Source organism: Niallia circulans, assembly GCF_007273535.1.
In the GTDB taxonomy this organism is placed as follows: domain Bacteria; phylum Bacillota; class Bacilli; order Bacillales; family Cytobacillaceae; genus Niallia; species Niallia circulans_B.
This window is the reverse complement of sequence record NZ_RIBP01000004.1, coordinates 1,566,598-1,593,241: the sequence shown is the minus strand read 5'-3', so window position 1 is coordinate 1,593,241 and position 26,644 is coordinate 1,566,598. Positions and strand designations below refer to the sequence as shown.

Below are 26,644 nucleotides of genomic sequence, written 5' to 3'. Positions count from 1 at the left end.
CCCCCTAAATTTTTGCATGCGTTTTTACTTTCGTATAATCGTATTATATAGGATTATTAGAGCAATGGAAAAAAACTTGTCTTTTAGAGGATTATTTTTGGCAGATTTTTCAGATATATCCCTTAGTTAGCAAAGCTCTGCTTCCAAATTACTGATAGCGTTTACCCTTTGGGCATGCCTGCCTCCAAGAAATTCTGCATTCAGCCATGTATCCACAATGGTTATGGCCAAGCCCTCTCCAGTTACACGCTCCCCTAAACAAAGAACATTGCTGTCATTATGCTCCCTTGTAGCTTTAGCAGTAAACACATCCCCAACTGCAGCAGCACGAATCCCTTTTAGTTTATTTGCGGCAATGCTCATGCCAATCCCTGTTCCACAGCAAAGAATGCCTAATACTGCTTCACCAGCATTAATAGCATCTCCCACCTTCTTAGCATACCCAGGAAAATCAACACTCTCTGTGCCCGTACACCCAAAATCAAGGACCTCAAGGCCTTTATCCGCTAAATATGCTTTTACTGCTTCTTTCAAATGAAAGCCGCCATGATCACTTGCAATTGCCAGCTTCAATTCACTATCCCCTTCCCCATCATTTTAGACTTTTTCATGAAATTTATTTTGACACGTACATTTTATCATATATTCGTACGTACATGCATAGAAAAAATGGCTTATTTTTTATAAAATATATTACACATACAAGAATGGTACGTACATGTAAAACTTTTTTAAAAAAGTTGTCAGACCTTTCAGCATATTGAATGGTGATTGACTTTACAATATTTCAAAAAAAAAAAAATTCCTTAAACATTGTTCGTCTCCCTTTGTTTTAAGAAAGACCTACTCTCCCCTTGGAATAGAAACAAATAGAGTAGCAAACATTTGCTTTATGCTTTATGAAGCTATTACAAAAAAACTTCCTTCACATTAAAAAAGGCCTGCTCCATTTGGAGTCAGGCCTTATCGTACAACATTAAAAATCAAAATTATCTGGATCTGGACCAACACGCAAGTCTTCATTCAAGCCTGCAATTTGCTCCATTTCTTCTGAAGTTAAGGAGAAATCAAACACATCTGCATTTTCAATGATACGATGCTCTTTAATAGATTTAGGAATAGTGATGACCCCATTTTGCAAATCCCAGCGAATGATAACTTGTGCAACAGATTTATTATATTTTGCTGCAATTGTCTTTAATAGGTGATTATCTAAAAGCTTGCCTTGCATTAGCGGTGACCACGCTTCAACTTGGATGCCGTATTGCTGGCAAAAAGCCCTTAATTCTGCTTGTGTTAGCTTTGGATGGAACTCGACTTGGTTAATCATTGGTTTAATTTCTGCATCCTTCATCAACTCCTCCAAATGATGAATTTGGAAGTTGCTTACACCGATTGCTTTTACCTTTCCATTCTTATAAAGTGTTTCAAGCGCTCTCCACGCCTCTTTATATTTCGTCGCTTTCGGCCAGTGGATTAAATAAAGATCCAAATAGTCCAGCCCAAGCTTTTCTAAGGTTGTGTCAAACGCAGTAAGTGTTTGTTCATAGCCAAGATCTTCATTCCAAACTTTAGACGTGATGAAAAGCTCTTCGCGGTTGATACCTGCTGCCGCAAGTCCTTCCTTAATGCCTCGTCCAACACCTGTTTCATTTTGATAAATAGCCGCCGTGTCAATACTGCGATACCCATTTTTTATGGCAGTGCGAACAGACTCAACAACAGCGGAACCATCCTCCACTTGGAATACACCTAATCCAAGCCATGGCATTTGAACTCCATTTGATAATGCAACTGTATCTTGTAAATGTTTCATGTTTAATTACCCCATTCTTCTTTGTTTGATTTTTTCTCTAGCATTAAACTCCAGCCAGTCAACAGCACTGCTGCTGTGACCATTATTCCGCCAACCCATGCTGTGTGAATCAGGCCTAATGAATTGGTGACAACACCGCCTAAATAGGAGCCGATTGCAATGCCTGCATTAAAGGCAGCAATGTTAATGGCAGATGCGACATCGACAGCTCCAGGTACATAGCGTTCAGCAAGCATGACAACATATACTTGCAAGCCAGGAACGTTCATGAATGCCAACAGCCCCATTAACACAATCATTGCAAGGCCTGCCCCTTTATATGGCAAGGCAAAGATAAGCAAGAATAAGATAACAGCTTGAATCATGAACATATAAAATAAGGCTGTAAGCGGCTTTTTATTGGACAGCTTGCCCCCAATCATATTTCCTGCTGCGATGGCTGCACCATACAGCAGCAGGATTCCAGCTACGGTACCTTCTTTAAAGCCAGTGACTTCGTGCAGAAGCGGAGATAAATACGTAAAGACGACAAATGTTCCTCCATAGCCTAATGCCGTGATGATGAACAGCAGCAGCAATCTGCCATTCTTCACCAGTTTAAGCTGGTCCTTAAATGTAGCAGGCTTCGCTTGAGACAAGTTTTTAGGAACAAGAATGCTGTTGGCGACAAATGCAATGACACCAACTACCACGATGGCAAAAAATGCGAGCCTCCAGCCAAACTGCTGGCCTATAAATGTTCCAATTGGAACTCCTGTAATAGTTGCTACTGTTAATCCTGTGAACATGATGGAAATAGCACTTGCTCTTTTATCCTTGCTGACAAGGTCTGCTGCAATGGTTGAACCAATTGACATGAATATTCCATGTGATAATGCAGAAATAATTCTTGCAGTCAGCAGAACAGATAAGCTTCCTGCTGTTGCTGCGATACCGTTCCCGATAATAAACACAATCATAATCCATAATAATAATGTTTTTCTTGAGATGCTTGATGTGATGGAAGTTAAAACAGGTGCTCCAACTGTTACACCTAATGCATAGATGGAAACTGTCAAACCTGCTGCTGTTATGCTGACATGTAGATCCTTAGAAATAAGCGGTAAAAGACCGACACTAATAAATTCTGTTGTACCAATAGCAAAAGCACTAACTGCCAATGCAAGCAAGGCAAACATGCTGCTATTTTTTTGATTACTCATATGTCCTCCTTCTTGATGCTCTTATATGTTATCCACTAGTGGAAGTAAATTGTTTATCAGCTTGCTTTTCGACCGGCAAATGTTATTATGAATCATATCGTTTTCTTTGAGAAGTACGTACTTTTTTGTAATATAGGAACCAATAAGTTATATAGGTACTTTTTAGTGCCTGTCAAAATATTGTTGATTTTTTCGTTCAGGAGGAAAGAAATTGGAAAAGAAAAAATATAATATTTCTGTCGAAGCAACACTTGAGGTTATTGGCGGCAAGTGGAAATGCGTGATTTTATGCCATCTGACACATGGGAAAAAGCGGACAAGTGAGCTGAAGCGTCTAATGCCAAATATCACACAAAAGATGCTGACACAGCAGCTTCGTGAATTAGAGGATGACGGCATTATTAACCGCATTATTTATCAGCAAATCCCTCCAAAAGTAGAGTATGAGCTGAGTGAATATGGAGAAAGCTTGCAAAGCATCCTTGATGCATTGTGCAATTGGGGTGAAAGACATATTACGAAGGTATATGGTGACAAGTCACTGATGCTTGAGGACAGCATTTTAAATAAATAAGTAAACGCAAAAAGGAAAGAGCACCTATACGGTGCTCTTTCCTTTTTGCGTTTATCTTTAATTAACAATATAATGTAATGCTGTTTGAAGCTGGATGTCATTTTCGTCTTTTTGCATTTCTTCTCTGACAACCTGCTGCATTTTTCCGGCTGTTTTTGAGTCAATTGCACCTGTCTCTGGAAGGTTATTACTACCTTGAAATGCCTTAACGGCAATCTCCGTCTGGCTGCTGTAATAGCCATCCTGCCTGTCTGTTCGATAGCCGATACTTGTCAAAATTTCCTGTGCATATTTGACCTGTTCACTATTCATTTCTCGTTTAAGTGTTTCCTCTATTTGAAGCGGATGTGTATTGTATAAGGCTGTTTTTTCGACCTCCAGATTTGGCTCAACCCCTTGCTTATGAATCCAATTACCATCAGGTGTGAGCCATTTGAATAAAGTCAGCTTTATCTTACTGCCATCCTCCATTGGGACTGCTTGCTGCACCGTACCTTTTCCAAATGTCTTCTCGCCAATCAATGTATAATTTTCCGCTTCCTTTAAAGCTCCTGCCATGATTTCTGACGCACTTGCACTTCCATTGTCAACAAGCACGACTACAGGATAATCCTTCTTTTGCTTTAAATCAGAGTAAAATTGCTCTGTTTTTCCGTTGCGTTGCTCAATTTGCACGTAAGGCTTATCTGAAGTTACAAACTCTTCTAAGATAGCATTAACACTTGTCAGCAAGCCGCCAGGATTTCCTCTGACATCTAATATTAAGCCGGCAATCCCTTCCTCCTCCTGTGCAGCTAATGCTTTGTGAAATTCAGAAGCCGTATCCTCTGAGAAGGAGGTAATCTCAATATAGCCTATATTTTCTCCACCTTCTCTTTTAACAGAAGAATGAACCGTAATTTGTGGTACCTCATCGCGGACAACAGCAATTTGCAGTGGTTTCTCCAACCCTTGTCGAACAATCTCTAAATCTACCTTCGTTCCTTTTTTGCCCCTTATTTTCTGTGTCACATCGTATAAATCAAAGCCTTCCACACTTTCTCCATCTACCTTAACAATTTCATCATTTGCTTTCATGCCAGCCTTTTCGGCAGGGGAGTTCTTTATGGGTGAAACAATAATCACTTTATCATCCTCTGCACTTATCTCTGCACCGATTCCTTCAAAGGATGAATCCAGCGCCTGTTCGAATTGCTTTGCACTATCCTTGTCCATATAGACAGAATAAGGGTCCTCTAAGGTGGAAAGCATCCCTTTTATTGCGCCCTCCTCCAATTTATTCTTATCTACCTGTTGGACATAATTATTTAGGATGAGGTCATATGCCTTACCAACCTTTGATAAGACTGTTTCACTGCTGTTAGCGGCTGTCTCTGTATGTTCTCCCCATTTATTCATTCCAATATAGGTGCCGCCAGCTCCGACTATAAGCGAGCCTGTCATGCAAATCACCAGCAATTTTCGATTCATCTAAGATCGTCCCTTCCTTCTTCATCATGCCTGTCTTCTTCATGAGAAGTGCCTACTCATTTATATGCGGCCAAAGGACAAGTTATGATGACCTCTTTTTTGCATACTCTAATTAAATGAACCTATTTCCCTTAGGTTGAATACTCTATACAGACTAAGAGGGGGGAATGCCTAGAATGTTCTATCATATTAAGGAATTAGCCTATCAAGCCAAGCCAGAAAGACCAGATCCAGTTTTCGCTAAAAAAATCCAAGAGCTTATTGGTGGTCAATTCGGTGAAATGTCTGTCATGAATCAATATTTATTTCAAGCATGGGGAACTAGAGGTCATGCTAAATATAAAGATTTACTGCTAGATACAGGGACAGAAGAAATTGGACATATTGAGCTGCTTGCAACAATGGTGGCAAGACTTCTTGATAATGCACCTGTTGAGGATTTGGAAACTGCTGCTGCAAGTAACCCTGCAATGGCAGCAATTATTGGCGGAATGAACCCTCAACATGCAATCGTGTCAGGGCTTGGTGCAATGCCAAAGGATAGTGTTGGTGTTCCTTGGAGTGGTGGATATATTGTTGCGAGTGGAAACCTACTTGCCGATATGCGGGCAAACTTAAATGCAGAATCACAAGGAAGACTGCAGGCAGTCCGCCTTTATGAGCAAACAGATGATAGAGGGATTAAAGACATGCTTTCCTTCCTTATTGCACGGGATACAATGCACCAAAACCAATGGCTTGCTGCTATCTATGAGCTAGAGCAGCAAGAAGGCGTTATTGTTCCAAGCACCTTCCCTAAGGAATTGGAAAAAAGAGATGTATCTTATTTATTCTTGAACCATTCAATGGGAGATGAAAGCAGCAAAGGAAGATGGGCATCTGGGCAAAGCATGGATGGCATGGGCACATTCCAATATGTTAAGGATGTACCACCGTTTGGTCCTGCTCCTAAGCTCAAGCCTGCTCCACCTGCTGAACATAATACACCTCCGAATGTAATGTAATATATAAAACAAATCCCCGCTGCTCTATTAGCAGCGGGGATTTGTAATCATTGTATATCTTTATTATTAAGAACTCTCATTGCATTAAGGACTGCAATTAATGTGACACCAACATCAGAGAATACTGCTTCCCACATTGTTGCAATACCGAAGGCTCCGAGCAGAAGAAAAATTGCTTTTACACCTAATGCAAACAAAATGTTTTGCCAGACAATTCTTCTCGTTTTTTTGGCTATTAATATTGCTGTGGCAATCTTGGAAGGCTCATCTGTCATGATGACAATATCTGCTGCTTCAATTGCAGCATCTGAACCTAATCCGCCCATCGCCATCCCTATATCTGCCCTTGCAAGTACAGGAGTGTCATTGATACCGTCTCCTACAAATAAAATCTTTTCTTTAGCATGTTTTTTTGCGTCTAGCTTTTCAATTTGCTCGACTTTGTCCTGAGGTAGCAGCTCTGCATAAACTTCATCAATATCCAGTGACTTAGCAACACTCCTTCCAACTGCTGCTGCATCACCTGTGAGCATGACTGTCTTTTTTATGCCTGCTTTCTTTAAAGCTGTAATTGCATGTGCTGCATCGTCTTTTAATTGATCTGAGATGATAAGAGAGCCGATAAATTCATTGTTTGCTGCAACATAGACAATTGTTCCCGTCTCTTCCCTCACTGTAAAATCGATTTCTTCTTTCACCATCAGCTTGTGGTTACCTGTTAAAATTTGCTTTCCACTTACAATAGCAGATATACCATGACCGGGAATTTCCTCATACTCATTTACATCCGCTTCTGAAACTTTTCCTTCATAAGCCTTTCTAATCGATTCTGCTATAGGATGGTTGGAATGAACCTCTGCTAATGCGGCATTTTTCAATACATCTTGGTCTGTATATCCATTTGCAGGGTGAACAGAAACTACTTCAAATACTCCCTTTGTAAGTGTTCCGGTTTTATCAAATACTGCATATTTAACACTATTTAAAGCTTCTAAATAGTTGCTTCCCTTGACAAGAATACCTGCTTTCGAAGCTGCTCCTATCCCTCCGAAAAAACCAAGGGGAATCGATACGACTAAGGCACACGGACAAGAAATTACTAAAAAGATTAAAGCGCGATAAAGCCAATCAGAGAATGTCGCACCTTCCAAAAGCAAAGGCGGAACAACAGCTAAAAGTACCGCAATAATTACAACAACTGGAGTATAATAACGGGCGAACTTCGTGATAAAGTTTTCTGTCGGTGCTTTTCTGCTGCTGGCATTTTGCACAAGCTCCAAGATGCGAGCAACAGTGGACTGTCCGAATTCTTTTGTTACCTTAACAGTAAGAACACCATTTTTATTTATAAATCCGCTTAGTATATCGTGCCCTGCTTCTACATCTCTTGGCATAGATTCACCTGTCAATGCAGAGGTATCAACACTTGACTTGCCTTCAAGCACAATACCATCTAACGGAACCTTTTCACCAGGCTTGATGACAATTATATCGCCAATTACAACGTCCTCAGGTGACATTTTTTCAAGGACTTGCCCCTTTTGCACATTAGCATAATCAGGTCGGATATCCATCAGGCCGCTGATAGACTTGCGTGAGCGGTTAACAGCAGCACCTTGAAACAGCTCTCCAACTTGATAGAACAACATTACCGCAACACCTTCTGGATACTCTGAGATGGCAAATGCGCCTATTGTGGCGATTGCCATAAGGAAATGTTCATCAAATACTTGGCCGCGAACAATATTCGTGCAAGCCCTCCAAACAATATCCCCACCAATAATTAAGTAGGCAACAAGAAATACAGATAATTCGGCGATACCATCTAAAGGAAGAAAAAGGCCAGCTCCAGCAATAATTGTCCCTATAACGAGCCTAAGGATCATCCTTTTCATATTCTCATTTCCATGTTCATGGGAATGACCGTGTTCATGTTCATGGTCATGAGCGTGGCTGTGATGATGGGCGTGATTACTTGCTTTGTTTTTTTCTCCTGCTGCCTTTTCTCTTAATTTAACATGCGGTTCTAATCTTCTTATCGTTTTTTCTGTTTTTGCAACAATTGCTTCTGCTTCTTGGCTGAACTCCATAGACAATGTTTGTGTCGCAAAATTGACATGACAGGCATCTACTCCATCAATAGAAGAAACACCTCGTTCAATTTTCATTGCACAATTAGCACAGTCCAACCCTTCTAAAATAAAATCCTTTTTTTGCAGCTCTCTTCCCTTCTCCATGGTTATCCCCTCTTTCGTAAAAAATCCTAGTGAAATTACCTTATTTGATTTGGTTTTATCTATTTTACTTAGTTATTATAAAATTTATTATATGAACAATTACTCATATATTCATATTATATGTAAGCAGGCTTTAAAGTGTCAATGTAATTTCCAATATGGGTATAAAAAAAGCAACCGTAATAATAACGGCTGCTGCAGTTCTTCACTTAGTGATGTCTAGCGTGGTCAATCATCTGCTTTAAAACGCTCATAACGTGCTCATCATCACAGGAATAAATCATCGTAGTTCCCTCACGACGGTATTTGACAAGACGAAGGTTTTTCAGAAAACGTAATTGATGTGATACGGTTGACTGCAGCATTTGAAGCCTATCTGCAATCTCATTAACAGAATGCTGCTTTTCAGATAATACATGGAGAATTTTAATTCTCGTTGGATCTGATAATGCTTTAAAGGTTTGGGAAACGATAAATAATGTTTCCTCATCAAGCATGGCACTGTTTTCGGTTATCGGATTTAACTCGTCATTATTATGATTATTCCCGCTCATTTTCATTGCTCCTCTTGTTAACACAACTAATGCCTCCATTATAGCATAGTTGTATCCTGGTTAATTATCCAGAAGCTCTGCATCTATAAAAAGAAAAAGACTTGTCCGCAATGCGGACAAGTCTTTTAATCTATTACAATGGAACAATGCCAATCGGGTTAATTGCATTGGATTTTGCTTGGTTCCACTCGCCTTTATGCAATTCGAAATGAAGATGCTGTCCAGTTGAATCGCCTGTATTCCCCATCGTACCGATGCGTTGACCTTTCGAAACAACCTGGCCTGCACTTACCTTTCTGCTTCCAGATTTCATATGTGCATAAACAGTTGTATACGTCTGTCCATCAATAGAGTGCGCGATGAAAATAACTTCCCCATAGCTGCTTGAAGTATAAGAACGGATAACAACACCGTCTGCAGCCGCTACAATTGCCACATTATCACCAGTCGCCGCTAAGTCAACACCTGCATGGAATGTACCCCAACGTTGACCTAAACCAGAAGTAAGAACTCCGTTTGCTGGTTTAGTGAAAGACCCTGACGATACTGCTGGGCTTGAAGGTGCGGATGAAGAACTTGAGCTTGAACTGCTTGAACTTGAGCTACTTGAGCTACTTGAACTTGAGCTACTTGAACCTGAACTTTTTGAACTTGAGCTAGAGCTTGAACTGCTGCTCGCTTTTGCAGCTTTAGCTTTAGCTGCAGCTGCAGCAGCGGCTGCTTCTGCCTCTTGTCTCTTTCTTTCTTCTTCTGCTTTTTTCGCTGCTTCAGCTTGACGCTGTTTTTCCAGCTCAATTGCCTTTTCCATAGCTACTTTTTGGTCTGCCAAAATTGCTTCTTCTTCTTCAAGAGACAGCATTTCTGCATGAACATGATCCTCTTCTTTTTCAAGCTGAGCCATCACTTTATCTTTTTCTTTCTTTTTCGAATCTAAATCAGCTTTCATATCTTCCAAGTCACTTAGCATTGTTTCAAGGGAGCTTAACTTTTCCTTTAACTCTGCTTTTGAATCTTCAAGAAGCTTCTTATCTGCTTCCTGCTCTTTTAAAATAGTTCGGTCTGCTTCCACAATTGTTGCAACAGCTCCGATACGGTCGATTAAATCACTTATGCTTTGAGAGCCCATAAGAACGTCCATGTAGCTAACTGCGCCGCCAGTTTCCTGCATTGCTCTAGCTCTGTCCTTCAGTACTTCATTTCTTTCATCAATTCTCTTTTGCGTCTCTTTAATTTGTTTTTCCAGCTTTTTCACATCAGCTTTTGTCGTTTCAATCTGACTTTTCTTCTCGGTGATGTTGACTTGAGTAGTGGAAATGGCTGTATTTAATCTCTTTAGCTCTGCTTCCACAGATTCTTGTTCGTCATGGATGCTGCTTAACTCATCGTTTTTATCGCTCTTTTTATTCTCTACATCACTCTGCTTGCTTTCAATATCATCTTTTTGCTTATTAAGATCATTTATGCTCGCAGCATATGCCGTAGAAAATGGTGCTTGAGTAACTATACCACCAATGCCTAAAGTAGTAACGATCGTCCATTTTACTATTGTATTTTTCAAGCTTTCATGCCTTCCCCTCTATTGATAGATAAGTAGATTTAATCACTATAAAACTAGTAAATTAGAACTATACCATCGAAAATAACGCCAATTTAATAGCCTGGCCTTCATCCAGACTATTAACTCAACAGTATAATGTGAGTACTAGGAGGAAGGGACTACTTCCTCCTGATTTCACCTTATACCTTCAAGAATTTACGTATACTCATAACACTTCCCCAAATACCAATGACTGCACCCATCAACAATAGTAATGCTCCCACTTGATAAACAAATGGTGTAAAATCAAGAATTTGGATATAGTTTCCTGCTAATCTTGGCTGTAAATATTCATAAGCATAATAGTATATAACTGATACAAGGCCAATTGGAATAATTGAACCTAATACTCCAAGCCACATTCCTTCAAGGAAAAACGGCCAGCGGATAAACCAGTTTGTTGCACCAACAAGTCTCATAATTTCTATCTCTTTGCGTCTGGCAACAATCGTAATTTTGATTGTGTTGGAAATTAAAAACATTGCCGTGAATAGAAGTCCTGCAATAAGAACAATTCCAACGTTACGGCTAACATTAATGACATTAAACAATCTGTCAACCGTGCCTTGTCCATATTTTACAGTTGCAGCATTATCAAACTTCTCAATTTGTTTTGCTACTTTTTTCGTGTCATTTGGATCCTTTGTTTTAACAACAAATACATCACTTAGCGGATTATCCTGTTGGAATAGTTCATAGGCATCCCCTTGATCACCAAAACTTTTAATTAGGTTGTCCAATTCCTGTTGTTTCGCAGAAAATGTCACACTTGCCACATCTGATATTCCTTTAATTTTATCCTCAAGTGCTGCCTGATCCTCTTTAGTTGCTGTCTGATCAACATGAACACGTATTTCCACATTTTCTTCAATCGTCGTGGCAACCTCGTTCAAGTTCATCATAATCACAAAGAATACACCAACAAGTAAAAGGGTAATAGTAACCGAACTGATTGAAGCGAATGTCATCCATCCGTTTCTCCATAAACTTTTAAAACTCTCTCTTCCATGTCTTTTAACTGTTCTAGCCTTCATATCCGTAATCACCTCTCTGCTCGTCACGAACAATTCTTCCACCCTCGATGGCGATTACACGATGTCTTATCGTATTAACAATTTCCTTATTGTGAGTAGCCATCACAATTGTCGTTCCCCTATTGTTAATTTCCTCGAAAATATTCATAATTTCCCAAGAAGTTTCAGGGTCAAGATTTCCAGTCGGCTCATCGGCAATGACAAGCTTTGGAGAATTCACAATTGAGCGGGCAATGGAGACACGCTGCTGCTCTCCTCCTGATAACTCAGTAGGAAGCATTCTTGCTTTATGCTTTAAACCAACAAGTCCAAGAACTTCCATAACTCGTTTTTTTATTAATTTAGGATTTTCCTCAATAACTTCTAATGCAAACGCAACATTTTCATATACAGTCAGTGTCGGCAAGAGCTTGAAATCCTGAAAGACAACTCCCATATTTCTTCTCAATAGCGGAACCTTGCTGTTTTTCAGTTTTGCCAAATTAACTCCGTTAATCAAAATCGTTCCTTGCGTCGGTTTTTCCTCCCGATGCATCATTTTAATAAAAGTAGATTTTCCGGCCCCACTCGGCCCTACTACATATACAAACTCACCTTGGTTAATTTTCACATCAATGCCGTTGGCTGCAATAACACCATTGGCGTATTTCTTTATCACATTTTTCATTTCTATCATCTATTATCACACCTGAATTTTATTTGTAAGAACATAAGAAAAGTGCAAAACGTCTATAGCAACATGGTAGACGAATCACATTTGCGAACTGCCATATCAATTGCTTTCTCTTATAAGAGAATTAACTTAATTCTCTCGTTTTTCCTTTTCTAACTCCATTAACCACCAAAATTCGACATTTACAACCCGACTGAAGGAGACATTTTTTTTATAAATACAAGACTTCCTTCTAATTACTTACATTATTATATCATCATAGTACGGTAAATTAACGGATAAAATTATTACATTTTCTTTTCAAATATCGAAAAAAGTACTATTATTATCATCCCTTACCTTTATTTACTACTATAATAGTACTACAAATCGACCATTTTCCCCTTTTTTTTTTATTTTTTTCTCTTTTTTAGTCTTTTATACCTACTTTATGTTACAATCTGTGGAAATATTTACATGACATTTTTCTGTTTAGCTTTTTTTACATTTACAATAAAACGATTACATTTTTTATCCTGTTACAAATCTTACAAACAATCGACATATTACACATAAAAAAATCCTTCTATCTTTTCGTTTTAGACAAAGATAGAAGGACATTATTTACTATTATGCTTTTTTCGCACTAAAGCCTCTGCCATGAACCTCTGATGCATCCATAACAATGACAAAAGCAGTCGGATCTATCGATTGAACTAAGCCCTTTAATTTCATAAACTGGGCCTGATCAACAACACACATTAAAATAGGACGCTCAAAATCTGTATAACCGCCATGAGCTGTCAGCTTAGTAACACCTCTGTCGATTTTATTTAAGATTCCTTCCCTAACATCCTCTTGTTTTTCAGTAATGATAAGTGCCATTTTGCTGCTTCCGAAACCAACCTGAACAATATCAATTGTCTTGCTCGTAATAAACAAGGCTAATAATGCGTATAAACCTTGTTCAATACTGAATACAGCCGCAGCCGAAATAACAATAACCCCATCGATCAATGCAACGCTTTTTCCTAAAGACATCCCAGTGTATTTAGTAATAATTTGGGCAGCAAGGTCTGTTCCACCTGTTGATGCTCTTCCTTTGAAAACAATCCCAATTCCAAGGCCAATACCAATTCCACCGTATATTGCTGCAAGCAGAGGTTGCGTAGTCCAAGGCTCCATATCCTTTGATAAGAAAACGACAAATGGCAAAAATAATGTTCCGACAAGCGTTTTTATACCAAAATTTTTCCCAAGGAATATTACACCGGCAATAAATAAAGGAATATTAAATGCCCATTGTACAAACGCCGGCTCCCAATGGAACAAACTTGCAGTAATAGTGCTGATACCGCTCACTCCACCTGAAGCGATGCTATTAGGCAAGAGAAATAAGTTAAATGATAATGCTACAATAGCAGATCCGATTAATACATAAATATACTCACGCACGATTTTGACACCTCTTTTGTTATTGTCTTTTATTGACATGTCTTAATTTCTAAATAATGACATAATTTTTGAAAGTTAAAAAATATGTAAGAAACATTATTCATAATATTGCTTAAAAAATGTATCCTTTATATTTTCCCAAGCAGAGAGTATATCATTCAAATGAGCAGGTGTAAATGGTGACAAATTAGCGTGGTAAAGGGATGAAACGAGGCTTTTTAGAAGGAAAGGAACAAAAAAATACTATCCCTTTTTCTAAAGGATAGTATTTGTTATGTTATATAATAAATATCCAAAAAACGATGGCTAGTCCAAAACGATATATCGCAAAAGGAATTAGTTTCACTTTATTAATAAGACGCAGAAAAAACTTAATGGCAATTAACGCAACGATAAACGCTGTCACAAAACCAGCTGCAAAAACAGGTATATCTTGTGCGCCCAATTGATTCCAGCTTTCAAACAAATCCTTTGCCGATGCTGCAAACATGATGGGAACTGCCATGATAAATGTGAATTCAGACGCTGTCTTATGGCTCATGCCTGCAAGCAGTCCACCTGAGAGTGTTGCTCCAGATCGGGAAAAGCCTGGCACTAAGGCAAAGCACTGAAAAAAACCTACTGCTAAAGCTTGTCTGTATGTAACTTGATCAAGCGTTTCCGCAGAAGCTTTTGGCTTCAGCTTCTCGGCTGAAAGCATCAGCAACCCGCCAATAATTAATGTGATGACAACAGTTGCCGGGCTAAATAACACATTTTTGATCAAGTCATAAAACAGCACACCGCCAACACCGAAAGGAATAATTCCAACAGCAATATGAAAAATGCTCAGGGAACCTACGCTTTCGGAATCCTGATATTTCTTCAACCCTAAAATACTTAATATCCTGCGCCAAAAAACAAAAACAACGGCAAGTATGCTGCCAAGCTGAATGATGATTTCAAATGTTTTCGCACTTGCTCCAGTAAAATCTAACAAATGGCCCGCTAAAATAAGATGCCCTGTTGACGAAACAGGCGCGAACTCTGTCAAGCCTTCTACAATGCCCATGATAATAGCCGTTAAAATATCCATAAACACCTCCAATCTAAATATATTGGGGTACTCATTAATTTATACTATTCAGTTTAAAATAAACTCACATAAAAAAAAGGATATCGCTCCCCACTACAGATTAGCTTGTCAGCTAGGCTCTAAAGGGGAAAATATCCTCATTGCTTATTTTCTCAAGAAGCTGGTCATTTTTTCTACAGTCTTTGTTGAGACCCTTTTCCATTTACTTTATAAAGGTAAATTCTCCAATAACTATCCTTTGAATCAAAGGATTTCTCAAAGCTTAAATTATTATCTGCGGCGTTATCAATAGGCACTGCGGACAGGATATATTGACCGCCCATTTTCTTGAGCTGGTTCGTATTCAAGTCCAAATGCTTGATCGTTTTCTTGGAATGCTTAGAGAACTGATATTTTTTGCCTAGTTCATCAACAAATATATAACAGCGTCCACCCCAATAATCATAGTACTCCCTTAGCCCTTTATTTTTGTTGAGTTCAGGTTCAATAATTTTTCTAAATTCATCCTTATAGCTTAATGGATAAATATTGCTGTATGAATCGAGTGTATAAAAGCCATTGTACTGGGCAACATTAGGATGCATCCCAATACTGACAACCCTGTAGTCCTCTAATGGCTTACCTATGTAATCCTTAATTTCCTTAAATTCGTCCACTGCAAAATATTGCTTATAGCTTGGCTGATTTTTGTACATGATCTCCTCATTATTTGGTACCAATACAAGCAGCTGTGCTATTACCAAAGCATAAACAACTTTTTTTAGCCATCCACCTTGGTCCCATAGCATTTTCAATGATAGGGCAAATAAAACATAAATAATCATTGGTCGCAAATAATGAAATCTGCCAAAATTAAAACTCGTTAGAATACTAATTCGTTCTTTTAATGGCTGCCAGCCTTCAAAGAACCAAAACGCATACCATGTGGACAGCAGCAAGTTAACAATATGCAAGAAGATAAATAGACGATTGTCTTTTGCCTTATTTTTTATTAGCACCCAAACTAAGCAAAAAATCGTGAGCGGCAAAATAATATATTGCGAAATCGTTCTGTCTTGATTATGACTAACAACATAGTTCTTGCCAATTAGCTTGAATGTCTGGAATATATCGAGCTTAGATTGATAAAATACATCCCTGTTTGTCAGTTCATTTGATGCTGGTGCAATCATGGATATAACTAAACGATAATCAATCGCCATATAGATTACTAGCATATAGATAATTGATAGCAAAAATACTAGATTCCATTTTTTCGTTTTAAAGAGGTCATATACCCACAGCAGACCAATGAATGTAAGAAAATAAAAAAAGCCGATCACAAATGTCGAGAAAAACGGCAAAAGTGTAATTACTGCATAGTTTTTCCAGTTCCGCTCACCCTTGCGTATATTAAGAAAGCACCATAATGCTAACGGCATTCCAAGGATGCTGAGCATGCCAGAAGGCCAGTATGGTGTGAGCGAAAATGTCAATGCTGCTCCTATTGTAATGATATAAGGGTTTGACTTCTTAAAAACATATTTTTTTAAAAGAAGATACATTCCTAAAAAGGCAACAATTCTAGTAATTGCCTGACACAAACCATATGCCACGACGGGTGGCAGGATATTAAAAAGAAAAACCATGCCATAGTATTCCGAATAGTATGTATCTCTGGAAAACTCACCGTTCATAATCTGTTCCATTGGCGTATTGACAGGTGCAAACATATTACCACTGTTTTTCAAAACTTCATACCAGCCAAGATTTGAATCAAGATTATCATGGATCCGCATATGAGCATTTCCATTAAGAATAAAATAGGGCAAAACCCATAATACAACGATTAATAATGCCATTGAGAGGAAGATTTTTTCCTGCTTCCCTAAACCTGTTACTTTAATCATTTAACACTCCTTGAAACCTGTTGATATTTGGATGCAAATACAAGATGCTTCTGCCCGAAGTAATTTAATATCGTGTACATGCCGCTTCCAAAAAGGACAGCAAGCACTTCCACATAACTGGCGAGCACCGGAATTCTTCCTGCCACTTCTTCCACAAGCACCAGACCAAGCTTATAGGCAATGAAGTACGACGCTAGTATGACAATGCCAAACCGTATACCGCTGCCTATTAATCTAGCATTGCTTTGGAAAGTAATATTTTTGTTAAGAAAATAACTTACAGCTGCCCCAACCAAGTTACCTATAAAAGTGGAGCTCCAATAATTGATATGAAGCAACAGCAGACAGGCATACATGATAGAGAGGCCGACTGCTGTGTTAATTAGACCAACGAACAAAAAACGTATAAAAGAAGAGCGAAGCATTATACATGCACCTTTGATTTAGCAGGATTAGCCTGCTTATTTCTGCAAAGATTATCCTCAATTATATAGCGCGGACGGTGTTTTACTTCTTCATAAATTTTCCCAATATATTCACCAATAAGACCAATACTCATTAAAAGAAGACCGCCAATCAGCCATAAGGATATCATTACAGATGCCCAGCCTGATTCTGTATCACCAAGGAATTTTTGCACAAGTACATAACCACCTGCAACAAGGCTGATAATGGCAGACAAAAATCCTATTAATGTTATAAACCGAATCGGCTTAACACTGAAGGATGTAATGCCATCTAAAGCGAATGCAAGCATCTTTGCGATTGGGTATTTTGATTCCCCTGCCTCACGAGCCTTTCGTTCATAGTAAACACTAGTCGACTTAAAACCAAGTAAAGGAACAACACCTCTCAAGAAAAGGTTGGACTCTTTAAACTGCAGCATTTCTGTTAATGCTCTTTTGCTTAACAAACGATAGTCAGCATGATTATAAACCAGAGATAAGCCCATTTTCCCCATAAGACTGTAAAAGCCTTGTGCCGTACTCCGTTTAAAGAAGGTATCGGTTTCTCTTTTGCTTCTAACACCATACACAATTTCATAGCCGCTTAAGTATTTCAGAACAAATTCTCTTATGACGCTGGTGTCATCCTGAAGATCTGCATCAATACTGATGACACAATCGGAAAACTGAACGGCTTCCTCCAGCCCAGCAAGTAATGCTCTTTGGTGTCCAAAGTTCCTCGACAGCTTAATACCGCTGACAAGCTTGTCAAAATGGGTTGCACTTTCAATTTTATCCCATGTTGAATCCTTGCTTCCGTCATCAATAAAAAGCAGTTGACTTTTAGAACTTATAAGACCTTCTGAGATAAGAGAAGTCAGCACATTTTTCAGCTGATAATATGATTGTTCAAAAACCTCCTCTTCGTTATAGCATGGTACAGCAATAGTCAAAACGACCTCTTTCATTTCATAACCTCTTTTCTTAAAATAACCAATTACTATAAGAATCCCTAAATAATTCCAACAATATACATATAAACGTAAAATACAGCAGAAAGTTTCACTTTTCCCTAAAAAAGTAAATTTATTATTATTTTGAATATTTGAACGCTATCTCCTTGTCTTATTAAATTAATTCTTTTAAAAATTATACGTTACAATTCCTTTCCCATATGCAACGCTGGCAAAACTTTACCAAAAATAAATAATCACTTTATAATTAGTAATAAAATTATTTTCGTTCATCGTAATCTTGTGCACTCGCTTTCCGCTGGAAGGTTTGAAGCCCCCATATCTTCGCCTGCGGGGTCTAAATTGTCTCTATTTCCCTTAATATCGAGTGGCCTCCGCTCCATGCAACTAAGATTTCTAATGATTGTATGAAAACTAAAAACAAAAAAAACCGAACCATTTAATCAATAGATGATTAAGTAGTTCGGTCTTTACGCTGGTTCACATACTTATGTCCCAGCCTCTAATACTTATTCTGCAATGCTTAGCTTTGAACGCAAGTAAGCATTTATAAATAGATCAATATCTCCGTCCATGACAGATTGTGTGTTACCTACTTCTGTGTTTGTACGGTGGTCTTTAACAAGAGAGTATGGATGAAAAACGTACGAACGAATTTGGCTTCCCCAGCCAATATCCTTTTGTTCGCCGCGGATTTCCGCAAGCTTTTCTTCCTGCTCTTCGATTTTTTTCTGATAAAGTTTTGCTTTCAGCATTTTCATTGCTGTTTCCCTGTTCTTTATCTGAGAGCGTTCTGTTTGGCAAGATACGACTACTCCTGTTGGGATATGTGTAATACGAACAGCGGAGTCTGTTGTATTGATATGCTGTCCACCGGCACCACTCGCTCTGTAAGTATCAACTTTTAAATCCTCTGTACGAATTTCAATTTCAATCTCATCATTGAATTCTGGCATAACTTCACATGATACAAAGCTCGTATGGCGACGGCCAGATGAATCAAATGGAGAAATACGAACAAGACGATGTACGCCTTTTTCTGCTTTTAAGTATCCGAATGCATTATGTCCTTTAATAGCCAATGTTACACTCTTAATTCCAGCTTCATCACCAGGCAGATAATCCAATGTTTCCACCTTGAAGCCTCTTTTTTCTGCCCAGCGAGTGTACATACGCAACAGCATGCTTCCCCAGTCTTGGGACTCTGTTCCACCAGCACCTGGATGCAGCTCTAATATTGCATTGTTTTTATCATAAGGCTCACTTAACAGAAGATTAAGCTCAAACTGGCTTAAGCTGCTTACCAATTGGCCTAGCTCCTCTTCCAGCTCAGTGCGCAATTCTTCATCGTCCTCTTCTTTAACCAGCTCATAAGTAAGCTCAAGGTTTTCAAATGTTTCAGCAAGCTTATAAAATTCATTAACTTGCTCCTTCAAGCCATTGCTTTCGGAGATGACTGTCTGTGCTGCCTGTTGATCATTCCAAAAATCAGGATGCAACATTTCATCCTCCAGATGAGCGATACGTGCCTCTTTGTTATCTAAGTCAAAGAGACCCCCTAAAGTTTTCTAGTGTTACATTTATCTTCTCTAACTCATTGCGAATATCTGCTAATTCCATTTACCTGTCACCCTTTATAAAAATTATTATGCAAAGCACGGCTGCTTCCTTCTAGTATTATATGGCTTTTCAAGAAAAAATGCATGCTTTCCTTTTTAGAAGTTATTTTAAATAGTTGTTTTCTGTATTAAAGCATTTCCATTATTCATGAAGATATACTTTATTTGCACAAACGTTAGGCTTTAAAAAACCTGCCTCTCCGCATTCGGGGAGGCAGGTCCCAGTATTCTATTAAAGATTAGTTCCGTGGCAGTTTTTATACTTTTTGCCGCTGCCGCAGAAACATGGAGCATTACGGCCCACATCAAGCTTCTTCATCACTGGTTTTTTCTTCGGCTTCTTATCTTCGCCTTCTTCTTTCGGGTTAACTGCTTGACCCTTCATGACTTCTTCCCTTTGAAGGTTTTCACGAATCTCAGCTTTCATAATGTACTTAGCAACATCCTCTTCAATGGAAGTAACCATTTGCTCAAACATTGCAAACCCTTCAGATTGATATTCGCGAAGTGGATCAATTTGACCATATGCACGCAGATGAATACCTTGGCGAAGCTGATCCATTTGGTCAATGTGGTCAATCCATTTGCTGTCAACAGCTCGAAGTACAATAACCTTCTCAAATTCACGCATTTGTTCCGTTGTCAGCTTTTCTTCTTTCTCATCATAGTTATGCACTACCTTCTCCATGATGACTTCGGCAATTTCATCGCCTTCTTTGCCACGGATATCGTTCAGCTCCAATTCGCCTTCATGAAGCAGGTTTCCGTTTGCATAATCAAGAACTGCCTGCAAATCCCAGTTTTCCTGATCTTCACTCGCTGGAGTATGTGCTGCAACATGACGATCCAATGATGACTTAATCATACTTTCAACAATAGAACGAAGGTTGTCAGATGTCAGTACATCATTACGTTGTGCGTAAATGATTTCCCTTTGTTGACGAAGGACATCATCGTATTGAAGAAGCTGTTTACGTGAGTCAAAGTTGTTTCCTTCCACTCGTTTTTGAGCAGATTCAACTGCTCTTGAAACCATCTTGCTTTGGATTGGCTGAGAGTCATCCATGCCCAGTTTAGCCATCATTGCTTTCATGCCGTCAGATCCGAAGCGGCGCATCAATTCATCTTCCATAGAAAGATAAAATTGTGTCACACCTGGATCTCCTTGACGTCCGGAACGTCCGCGCAGCTGATTATCAATTCGTCGGCTTTCATGACGTTCTGTACCGATAACAGCTAAACCGCCCACTTCTTTAATTCCTTCTCCAAGTTTAATATCTGTTCCGCGTCCTGCCATATTTGTTGCAATTGTCACAGCGCCTTTTTCACCGGCAGTTGCGATAATTTCTGCTTCCCGCTCATGATTTTTTGCATTCAATACATCATGAGGAATACCCTTCTTAGAAAGATACTTCGAAATAATTTCGGATGTTTCAATTGCAACAGTACCAACAAGAACCGGCTGACCTAACTTATGTCTTTCAGCAATATCCTCAACAACAGCTCTAAATTTACCGTCCATTGTTGCGTAAATTAAATCAGCACGGTCATCACGAACGATATCTCTGTTTGTTGGGATAACAACAACATTCATATTGTAAATATTGCGGAATTCCTCTTCCTCTGTCTTCGCAGTACCAGTCATCCCAGCAAGCTTATCGTACATGCGGAAATAGTTTTGGAATGTAATGGTTGCAAGTGTCATGCTTTCATTTTGAATTTCAAGATTTTCTTTTGCTTCGATTGCTTGATGAAGCCCGTCACTATAACGGCGCCCCTTCATAAGGCGGCCTGTGAACTGGTCAACGATGACGATTTCGCCATCTTGCACAACATAATCGACATCTTTATGCATGCTTGCATGTGCCTTAAGGGCTTGCGTAATATGATGGTTAATTGCCACATTGCTTACATCAAACAAGTTTTCAATCTGGAAGACACGTTCAGCCTTTGACATACCTTCTTCTGTCAACTGAACACCCTTCGTCTTTTCATCATACGTATAGTCTTTTTCTACCTTTAAGCTGCTCACAAAAACATTTGCCCGAACATATAATTGAGTCGACTTCTGAGCAGAGCCAGAAATAATCAGCGGTGTTCTCGCTTCATCAATTAAGATAGAGTCGACCTCATCAATTACAGCATAGTAAAGTGGTTTTTGTACCTTTTGCTCATTATAGAGAACCATGTTATCACGAAGATAATCGAAGCCAAATTCATTATTAGTACCGTACGTAATATCGGTATTATATGCTGCCTGCTTGTCCTCTCTTGAAAGGCCGTTTAAGTTCAACCCAACCGTTAAACCAAGAAACTCATATAGCTGTCCCATCTCAGCAGCATCACGTGTTGCCAAATATTCATTGACAGTGACAACATGAACGCCTTTTCCAGAAAGTGCATTCAAATATACCGGCATTGTCGCAGTCAAGGTTTTACCTTCACCAGTCTTCATTTCAGAGATATTTCCGTCATGAAGAGAAGCTCCACCCATAAGCTGAACAGGATATGGGTAAAGGCCAAGAACACGCTTTGCAGCTTCCCTCACAACTGCAAAAGCCTCAACCAGCAAATCGTCAAGTGTTTCTCCTTTTTGAACGCGAGCTTTGAACTCCTCCGTTTTTGCCTTGAGCTGCTCATCGCTTAATGCTGCCGTTTCTCCAGCCAAAAGCTCAACCTTTTCGGCAATCTTAGTCAGTTTCTTTATATCGCGTTTGTTCTGATCAAAAACCTTATTTAAAATACCAAGCATTAAAAAACGCTCCTTTATAATTAAAATGAGAGATTCTATGTGAAAAATTCCATCCGTTTATTATATCAATAGCATAATAACTAGCATTAAAGCATCTATAGCATATTCACTATTCATTAAAAACACATGAAAAGAATATGGCTCTTTTGTAAACTCCATATATGAAGGATATATTATAGCTGAACTAGTATTTTCCTATTAATATTACCATTTCCTTAATAGAGTGACAACTTTAGTATAAATGAAAGACAGAAAGGTGAAAAAAGGGGTATGTAAAGGGCTAATGCCCTAAAGAAAAACATGCAGTTACTCATTATCATAAAAAAATCACGGCTTTTTATAGTACTTTAATACCTTTCTGGATTCATTCAAGTAGCGCATGAAGCGATATGGCTTGCTGATGACCCTAATCGGGAGTCTTGCAATGAATTTACTCAGATCCTGCTTGTATTCCTCTGTCATCCTGCTCGGCTTTGTGGCAATATGCTCAAACAGCTCTTTATAAAACTTCTTCATAATATCCACCTTCATACCTGCTTCATGCTGACAAGTTTGGCACTTGACGCTCGTTATCTCCTCATTTATATAAACAACGTCATGGATTGTTTCATTATTACAGTGTGTACAAAACAGGTTCGCTTCCATTACAGACCTTTTCATCCCTTTCACACTCCTTGAAAATGAAATTAACTTCTATAGAAAGGATATTCTGATTTCAGCTGTTTTATCTATAAATTCTTTTGTTTATTATATCAAACACATCTGCATCACGCTGGATTATTCAAGTAATTTCCATATTATGATAGCGACATACTATTTAGCTAAAAAAAGCTTCCTCCTTACATATTCTTACTGTAGTAGAAAAAAACCTGCAGTTTCCTGCAGGCTCTTAAAAATTTGCTATCTAATTACTTTGCTTCAATCAAACCATACTTGCCATCTTTTCTTTTATAAACGATATTCGTTGTATTCGTTTCTGCATCTGTATAAACAAAGAAGCTGTGGCCAAGAAGATCCATTTGTAAAATGGCTTCCTCGCTGTCCATTGGCTTTAAATTAAAGCGCTTTTGGCGAACAATTTCCAGTTCGTCCTCTTCATCCTGTACAGATACCGCATTAGGCTCATCTGCGCCAAATAAAGCATTTAGATTGCCTTTTTCACGTTGCTTTCTGTTTACCTTCGTTTTATGTTTTCTGATTTGGCGCTCTAATTTATCAACGATCAAATCAATTGCTGCATACATGTCCAAATGGTCTTCTTCAGCTCGCAGTACCAGCTGGGACATCGGAATTGTCACTTCCACCTTGGCAGTCTTATCATTGTAGGTCTTTAAATTTACGTTAACATTTGCATCTGGCGTTTCGGAAAAATATCTCTCCAGTTTGGAAATTTTCTTTTCTACATACTCTCTTATTGCTGGAGTTACCTCAATGTTTTCTCCTCTAATGTTGAAATTCATAAGTTACTCCTCCTTTTAGATTCCAGTGCAAGTCTTATTGTTCCCACCACATTCTTATATCTATGCGAGCAGTGAACTTTTTTGACTATGCTATATAATTCTTGTTTACCCTTTCAATTTCCTGCAAAAACTTTTGTAAAATTCGACAAATTTGTGAACTTACTAAAAAAAAGCCGATTTCACAATAAATTTTACGGCAAATTTTTCATTTATACGTTTAGACAAATTATTTACGAGAATCTTTACCAGTATAGCGTCTTTGTTTTGCAAGAATCTGTGGCATGTATTCTAACATCCGCTTTCTATTATAGATAAACCTTCATTTTTCCATTATTCGTTTCTAAATATTTTTCATTACAATTAATAATTTCTATCTTTTTACTGCTTCTATAGTACTAATTTGTCGTTTAGAACAATCTTTTACAATTTTTTTGATATAACTTGGTTTCAAAGCTTTTTAGCCCGGGTATCTAAAAACTACGTGAAACAAGCTAATATTTTTCAAAAATAAAAAACAAATCTTCTTCACAATATAAAAAAACGTTCGAAATTTGTCGTTAGTTGACAGAAAACATCTAATTATTTTAATTGTTAATCTAATTAAAATCTAATAGAATAACGTCTATATGAATGGCCAAGGAGGAACAGCATTGAACAACTTAAAAGTATTAACAGAACTTCCAGAAGAACAGCATAACAGCATAGAAACTGAAGAAGAGCATGAGTACTACTACAAGTTATGGGAAGATGACCGATTATAATTCTTCAATCTAACAACAATCTGAAAACGAATACAGGAGGGTTATCAATGAAAAAACAATGCATCGCCATGCTTTTAGCCGGTGGAAGAGGAACGAGATTAAAAAAACTAACAGATCATCTAGCTAAACCAGCCGTACCATTCGGAGGAAAATACCGAATCGTCGATTTCACTTTAAGCAATTGCCGTAATTCTGGCATTGATACCGTTGGCGTGCTGACACAATACCAGCCTCATGTATTACAAAATTACATCGGAGACGGAAAAGAATGGGATTTAAACAGAAGAGATGGCGGTCTTTCCATCCTTCCTCCATATCAATGCGATACAGAAGAACGCTGGTATGAAGGAACTGCACATGCTATTTATCAAAATACCCCTTTTATTGAGCAGTATGATCCAGAGAATGTTTTGATTATTTCTGGCGACCATATTTATAAAATGGATTATGACCTTATGCTTAAGCAGCATATCGAGACAGGTGCTGATGCAACAATTTCTGTTACAGAGGTAGCGTGGGAAGAAGCAAGCCGTTTCGGTATTATGAATACAGAAACTACCAGCAACCGTATCAGTGAATTCGAGGAAAAGCCAGAAGATCCAAAATCAAACCTTGCTTCAATGGGTGTATACATCTTCAAATGGAAAACCCTCAAAGCATACCTAGAAAAAGAAGAAAACAATCAAGACAGCTGCAAGGATTTTGGGAAAGACATTATCCCCGCAATGCTGCATGACAACCTTAAACTCCACGCATATAAATTCAAAGGCTACTGGAAAGATGTCGGTACAATCGACAGCTTCTGGGAAGCTAATATGGATCTACTTGAAAAAGAATCCAACATATTCTTAAAAGACAAGGATTGGAATGTCTACACAGTAGAACAGTCCCATCCACCAGTATATCTTGACGATGCTTCATCTGTTAAGCATTCCTTAGTCAGTGAGGCTTGCGAGATTTACGGAACAGTGGAAAACTCTGTTATTTTCCAAGACGTAACAATCGGAAAAGGCGCCGTTATTAAGGATTCCGTCCTTCTTCCAGGAGCCGTTGTCGGAGAAAACGCAGTTATCGAAAGAGCTGTTGTTGCATCTAATGTGAAGATAGACGCTTATTCAGTCTTAAAATCAAAAACGCCCTACGACGCCATTGCTCTAATCGGTGAAGATGTCGTTAATGATAAGAAGCACCATGAACTTTCAAGAGTAATTTAAACAAGCATAATAAACTGACTCAAAAAGGTTGTTGTTTGCAACCTATTTGAGTCAGTTTTTTTTCATTTTGTTTTGAATATAAAAAAACACCCATTTGCCTTAGCAAATGGGTTTCACCTGTTATTTTCTCTTATCATAGTATATGCCGTCTGTCTGTAAAGACTGGTACGGATTCACATATTTTTGATTGGAATTCTTCTTAAGCTTTAACTCTCTTATATCCTGTTGGATACTTCTCTTTTCAGCATGAAGAAGCTCTAATAACTCCTTATCCTGCTGAAGAAGTGCAACCCCGAGCTTTTTTTCGTTTTCGGTAGAAGGCTTTGTCAACAATGTCAGTGCTGCTTTTCTTTGGTCAAGCAGGCGGCTAATCTTGTCCGATTCCTTTTCCCCATCGCTCTTTAAATAGCCGATAAGCTCCCCAGTGATTGCATAGCATTGTTTAATTGCTTCCATTAAACTTGTCCGCCTGCCGCATATTGTTTTTGACGGTTAATCTGAATTGCTTCTTTCCATGTATCCCTGAATTCCGTTAATAAGAACTCAACATCTTCTAGAATTTTAATGTCATTAACAATATTAGCCTTGATAAGCTGACGGTTCATAAAATCATATAAAGACATGAAATTTTTAGAAATAGGAAAATCCATATTTAATGTAACCATTAATTCATTTATGATTTTTTGTGCCTTTTGAATATTTACATTTCTCGTCGCAATATCATTATTTTGAATAGCATTTTTGGCTAAACCGATAAACTTCAGGCAGCCATTATAAAGCATAAGTGTTAATTCACCAGGTGAAGCAGTATTTACTGAATTCTGTTTATATGATTGATACGGATTAGTAGTTGCCATTT

23 protein-coding genes are annotated in these 26,644 nt (G+C 38.4%); 3 read left to right on the top strand and 20 right to left on the bottom strand.

Going from position 1 to position 26,644, the window contains the following annotated elements:
• Positions 1 to 126 precede the first annotated feature (126 nt).
• The 3 genes from rpiB to CEQ21_RS15765 all read right to left on the bottom strand — a co-directional run bounded on the left by rpiB (position 127) and on the right by CEQ21_RS15765 (position 3,018).
• Entirely contained in the window at positions 127 to 573 is a 447-nt protein-coding gene (gene rpiB, locus CEQ21_RS15775; protein WP_185765349.1) for a ribose 5-phosphate isomerase B, read from the bottom strand.
• Between the two features lie 403 nt (positions 574 to 976).
• Positions 977 to 1,816 carry an aldo/keto reductase gene (locus tag CEQ21_RS15770; RefSeq protein ID WP_185765348.1) on the bottom strand — a complete coding sequence of 280 codons (840 nt, stop codon included), beginning with the start codon at positions 1,814 to 1,816 and terminating at the stop codon, positions 977 to 979.
• 2 nt (positions 1,817 to 1,818) lie between these two features.
• Positions 1,819 to 3,018, bottom strand: coding sequence for an MFS transporter (locus CEQ21_RS15765; RefSeq protein ID WP_185765347.1), 1,200 nt, complete (start codon positions 3,016 to 3,018; stop codon positions 1,819 to 1,821).
• Between the two features lie 211 nt (positions 3,019 to 3,229).
• On the opposite strand from CEQ21_RS15765, the gene CEQ21_RS15760 reads away from it, so the two are divergent.
• Entirely contained in the window at positions 3,230 to 3,592 is a 363-nt protein-coding gene (locus CEQ21_RS15760) for a winged helix-turn-helix transcriptional regulator (RefSeq protein ID WP_185765346.1), read from the top strand.
• Positions 3,593 to 3,649: 57 nt separating this feature from the next.
• On the opposite strand, the gene CEQ21_RS15755 is transcribed toward CEQ21_RS15760, so the two are convergent.
• Positions 3,650 to 5,062 carry a S41 family peptidase gene (locus CEQ21_RS15755; RefSeq protein ID WP_185765345.1) on the bottom strand — a complete coding sequence of 471 codons (1,413 nt, stop codon included), beginning with the start codon at positions 5,060 to 5,062 and terminating at the stop codon, positions 3,650 to 3,652.
• A gap of 176 nt (positions 5,063 to 5,238) precedes the next feature.
• On the opposite strand from CEQ21_RS15755, the gene CEQ21_RS15750 reads away from it, so the two are divergent.
• Positions 5,239 to 6,066 carry a manganese catalase gene (locus tag CEQ21_RS15750; protein WP_185765344.1) on the top strand — a complete coding sequence of 276 codons (828 nt, stop codon included), beginning with the start codon at positions 5,239 to 5,241 and terminating at the stop codon, positions 6,064 to 6,066.
• A 47-nt stretch (positions 6,067 to 6,113) separates the two neighbouring features.
• Here CEQ21_RS15750 and CEQ21_RS15745 read toward each other — a convergent pair whose 3' ends face one another.
• From CEQ21_RS15745 to hpf, 14 genes are all read right to left on the bottom strand, one after another.
• Entirely contained in the window at positions 6,114 to 8,303 is a 2,190-nt protein-coding gene (locus tag CEQ21_RS15745) for a heavy metal translocating P-type ATPase (RefSeq protein ID WP_185765343.1), read from the bottom strand.
• 209 nt (positions 8,304 to 8,512) lie between these two features.
• The gene (locus CEQ21_RS15740; protein ID WP_185767293.1) at positions 8,513 to 8,857 is read right to left on the bottom strand and encodes an ArsR/SmtB family transcription factor; all 345 of its coding nucleotides are present in this window, start codon (positions 8,855 to 8,857) and stop codon (positions 8,513 to 8,515) included.
• Between the two features lie 133 nt (positions 8,858 to 8,990).
• Positions 8,991 to 10,415: a murein hydrolase activator EnvC family protein gene (locus CEQ21_RS27410; RefSeq protein ID WP_185765342.1), complete on the bottom strand. Its 1,425-nt coding sequence runs from the start codon at positions 10,413 to 10,415 to the stop codon at positions 8,991 to 8,993.
• A gap of 179 nt (positions 10,416 to 10,594) precedes the next feature.
• Positions 10,595 to 11,488: a permease-like cell division protein FtsX gene (gene ftsX, locus CEQ21_RS15730; RefSeq protein ID WP_185765341.1), complete on the bottom strand. Its 894-nt coding sequence runs from the start codon at positions 11,486 to 11,488 to the stop codon at positions 10,595 to 10,597.
• Positions 11,478 to 12,164 carry a cell division ATP-binding protein FtsE gene (gene ftsE, locus CEQ21_RS15725; protein WP_127738198.1) on the bottom strand — a complete coding sequence of 229 codons (687 nt, stop codon included), beginning with the start codon at positions 12,162 to 12,164 and terminating at the stop codon, positions 11,478 to 11,480. The genes ftsX and ftsE overlap by 11 nt, the downstream gene beginning before the upstream one ends.
• 606 nt (positions 12,165 to 12,770) lie before the next feature.
• Positions 12,771 to 13,634, bottom strand: coding sequence for a YitT family protein (locus CEQ21_RS15720; RefSeq protein ID WP_185765340.1), 864 nt, complete (start codon positions 13,632 to 13,634; stop codon positions 12,771 to 12,773).
• A 238-nt stretch (positions 13,635 to 13,872) separates the two neighbouring features.
• A complete protein-coding gene (gene bacA / locus CEQ21_RS15715; protein WP_185765339.1) occupies positions 13,873 to 14,670 on the bottom strand; it encodes an undecaprenyl-diphosphate phosphatase in 798 nt (265 codons plus the stop codon).
• A gap of 173 nt (positions 14,671 to 14,843) precedes the next feature.
• The gene (locus CEQ21_RS15710; RefSeq protein WP_185765338.1) at positions 14,844 to 16,559 is read right to left on the bottom strand and encodes a DUF6044 family protein; all 1,716 of its coding nucleotides are present in this window, start codon (positions 16,557 to 16,559) and stop codon (positions 14,844 to 14,846) included.
• Complete coding sequence (locus CEQ21_RS15705) at positions 16,556 to 16,984, bottom strand: GtrA family protein (protein ID WP_185765337.1); 429 nt, start codon at positions 16,982 to 16,984, stop codon at positions 16,556 to 16,558. The genes CEQ21_RS15710 and CEQ21_RS15705 overlap by 4 nt, the downstream gene beginning before the upstream one ends.
• Complete coding sequence (locus CEQ21_RS15700; protein ID WP_185765336.1) at positions 16,984 to 17,973, bottom strand: glycosyltransferase family 2 protein; 990 nt, start codon at positions 17,971 to 17,973, stop codon at positions 16,984 to 16,986. Before CEQ21_RS15700 ends, CEQ21_RS15705 begins: the two co-directional genes overlap by 1 nt.
• A 515-nt stretch (positions 17,974 to 18,488) precedes the next feature.
• A protein-coding gene (prfB, locus tag CEQ21_RS15695) for a peptide chain release factor 2 (protein ID WP_185765335.1) occupies positions 18,489 to 19,599 on the bottom strand; the annotation gives its coding sequence in 2 pieces (ribosomal slippage) (positions 18,489 to 19,526 and positions 19,528 to 19,599; 1,110 coding nt in all).
• A 231-nt stretch (positions 19,600 to 19,830) separates the two neighbouring features.
• Entirely contained in the window at positions 19,831 to 22,350 is a 2,520-nt protein-coding gene (gene secA / locus CEQ21_RS15690) for a preprotein translocase subunit SecA (protein ID WP_185765334.1), read from the bottom strand.
• 327 nt (positions 22,351 to 22,677) lie between these two features.
• Positions 22,678 to 23,010: a bh protein gene (locus CEQ21_RS15685; protein ID WP_185765333.1), complete on the bottom strand. Its 333-nt coding sequence runs from the start codon at positions 23,008 to 23,010 to the stop codon at positions 22,678 to 22,680.
• A gap of 248 nt (positions 23,011 to 23,258) precedes the next feature.
• Positions 23,259 to 23,810, bottom strand: coding sequence for a ribosome hibernation-promoting factor, HPF/YfiA family (gene hpf / locus CEQ21_RS15680; RefSeq protein WP_185765332.1), 552 nt, complete (start codon positions 23,808 to 23,810; stop codon positions 23,259 to 23,261).
• A gap of 808 nt (positions 23,811 to 24,618) precedes the next feature.
• Here hpf and CEQ21_RS15675 point away from each other — a divergent pair.
• Entirely contained in the window at positions 24,619 to 25,785 is a 1,167-nt protein-coding gene (locus tag CEQ21_RS15675) for a glucose-1-phosphate adenylyltransferase (RefSeq protein ID WP_185765331.1), read from the top strand.
• Between the two features lie 120 nt (positions 25,786 to 25,905).
• On the opposite strand, the gene CEQ21_RS15670 is transcribed toward CEQ21_RS15675, so the two are convergent.
• Both CEQ21_RS15670 and fliS read right to left on the bottom strand, forming a co-directional pair.
• A complete protein-coding gene (locus CEQ21_RS15670; protein WP_185765330.1) occupies positions 25,906 to 26,241 on the bottom strand; it encodes a flagellar protein FliT in 336 nt (111 codons plus the stop codon).
• Positions 26,241 to 26,642 carry a flagellar export chaperone FliS gene (gene fliS, locus CEQ21_RS15665; RefSeq protein ID WP_185765329.1) on the bottom strand — a complete coding sequence of 134 codons (402 nt, stop codon included), beginning with the start codon at positions 26,640 to 26,642 and terminating at the stop codon, positions 26,241 to 26,243. The genes CEQ21_RS15670 and fliS overlap by 1 nt, the downstream gene beginning before the upstream one ends.
• Positions 26,643 to 26,644 lie beyond the last annotated feature (2 nt).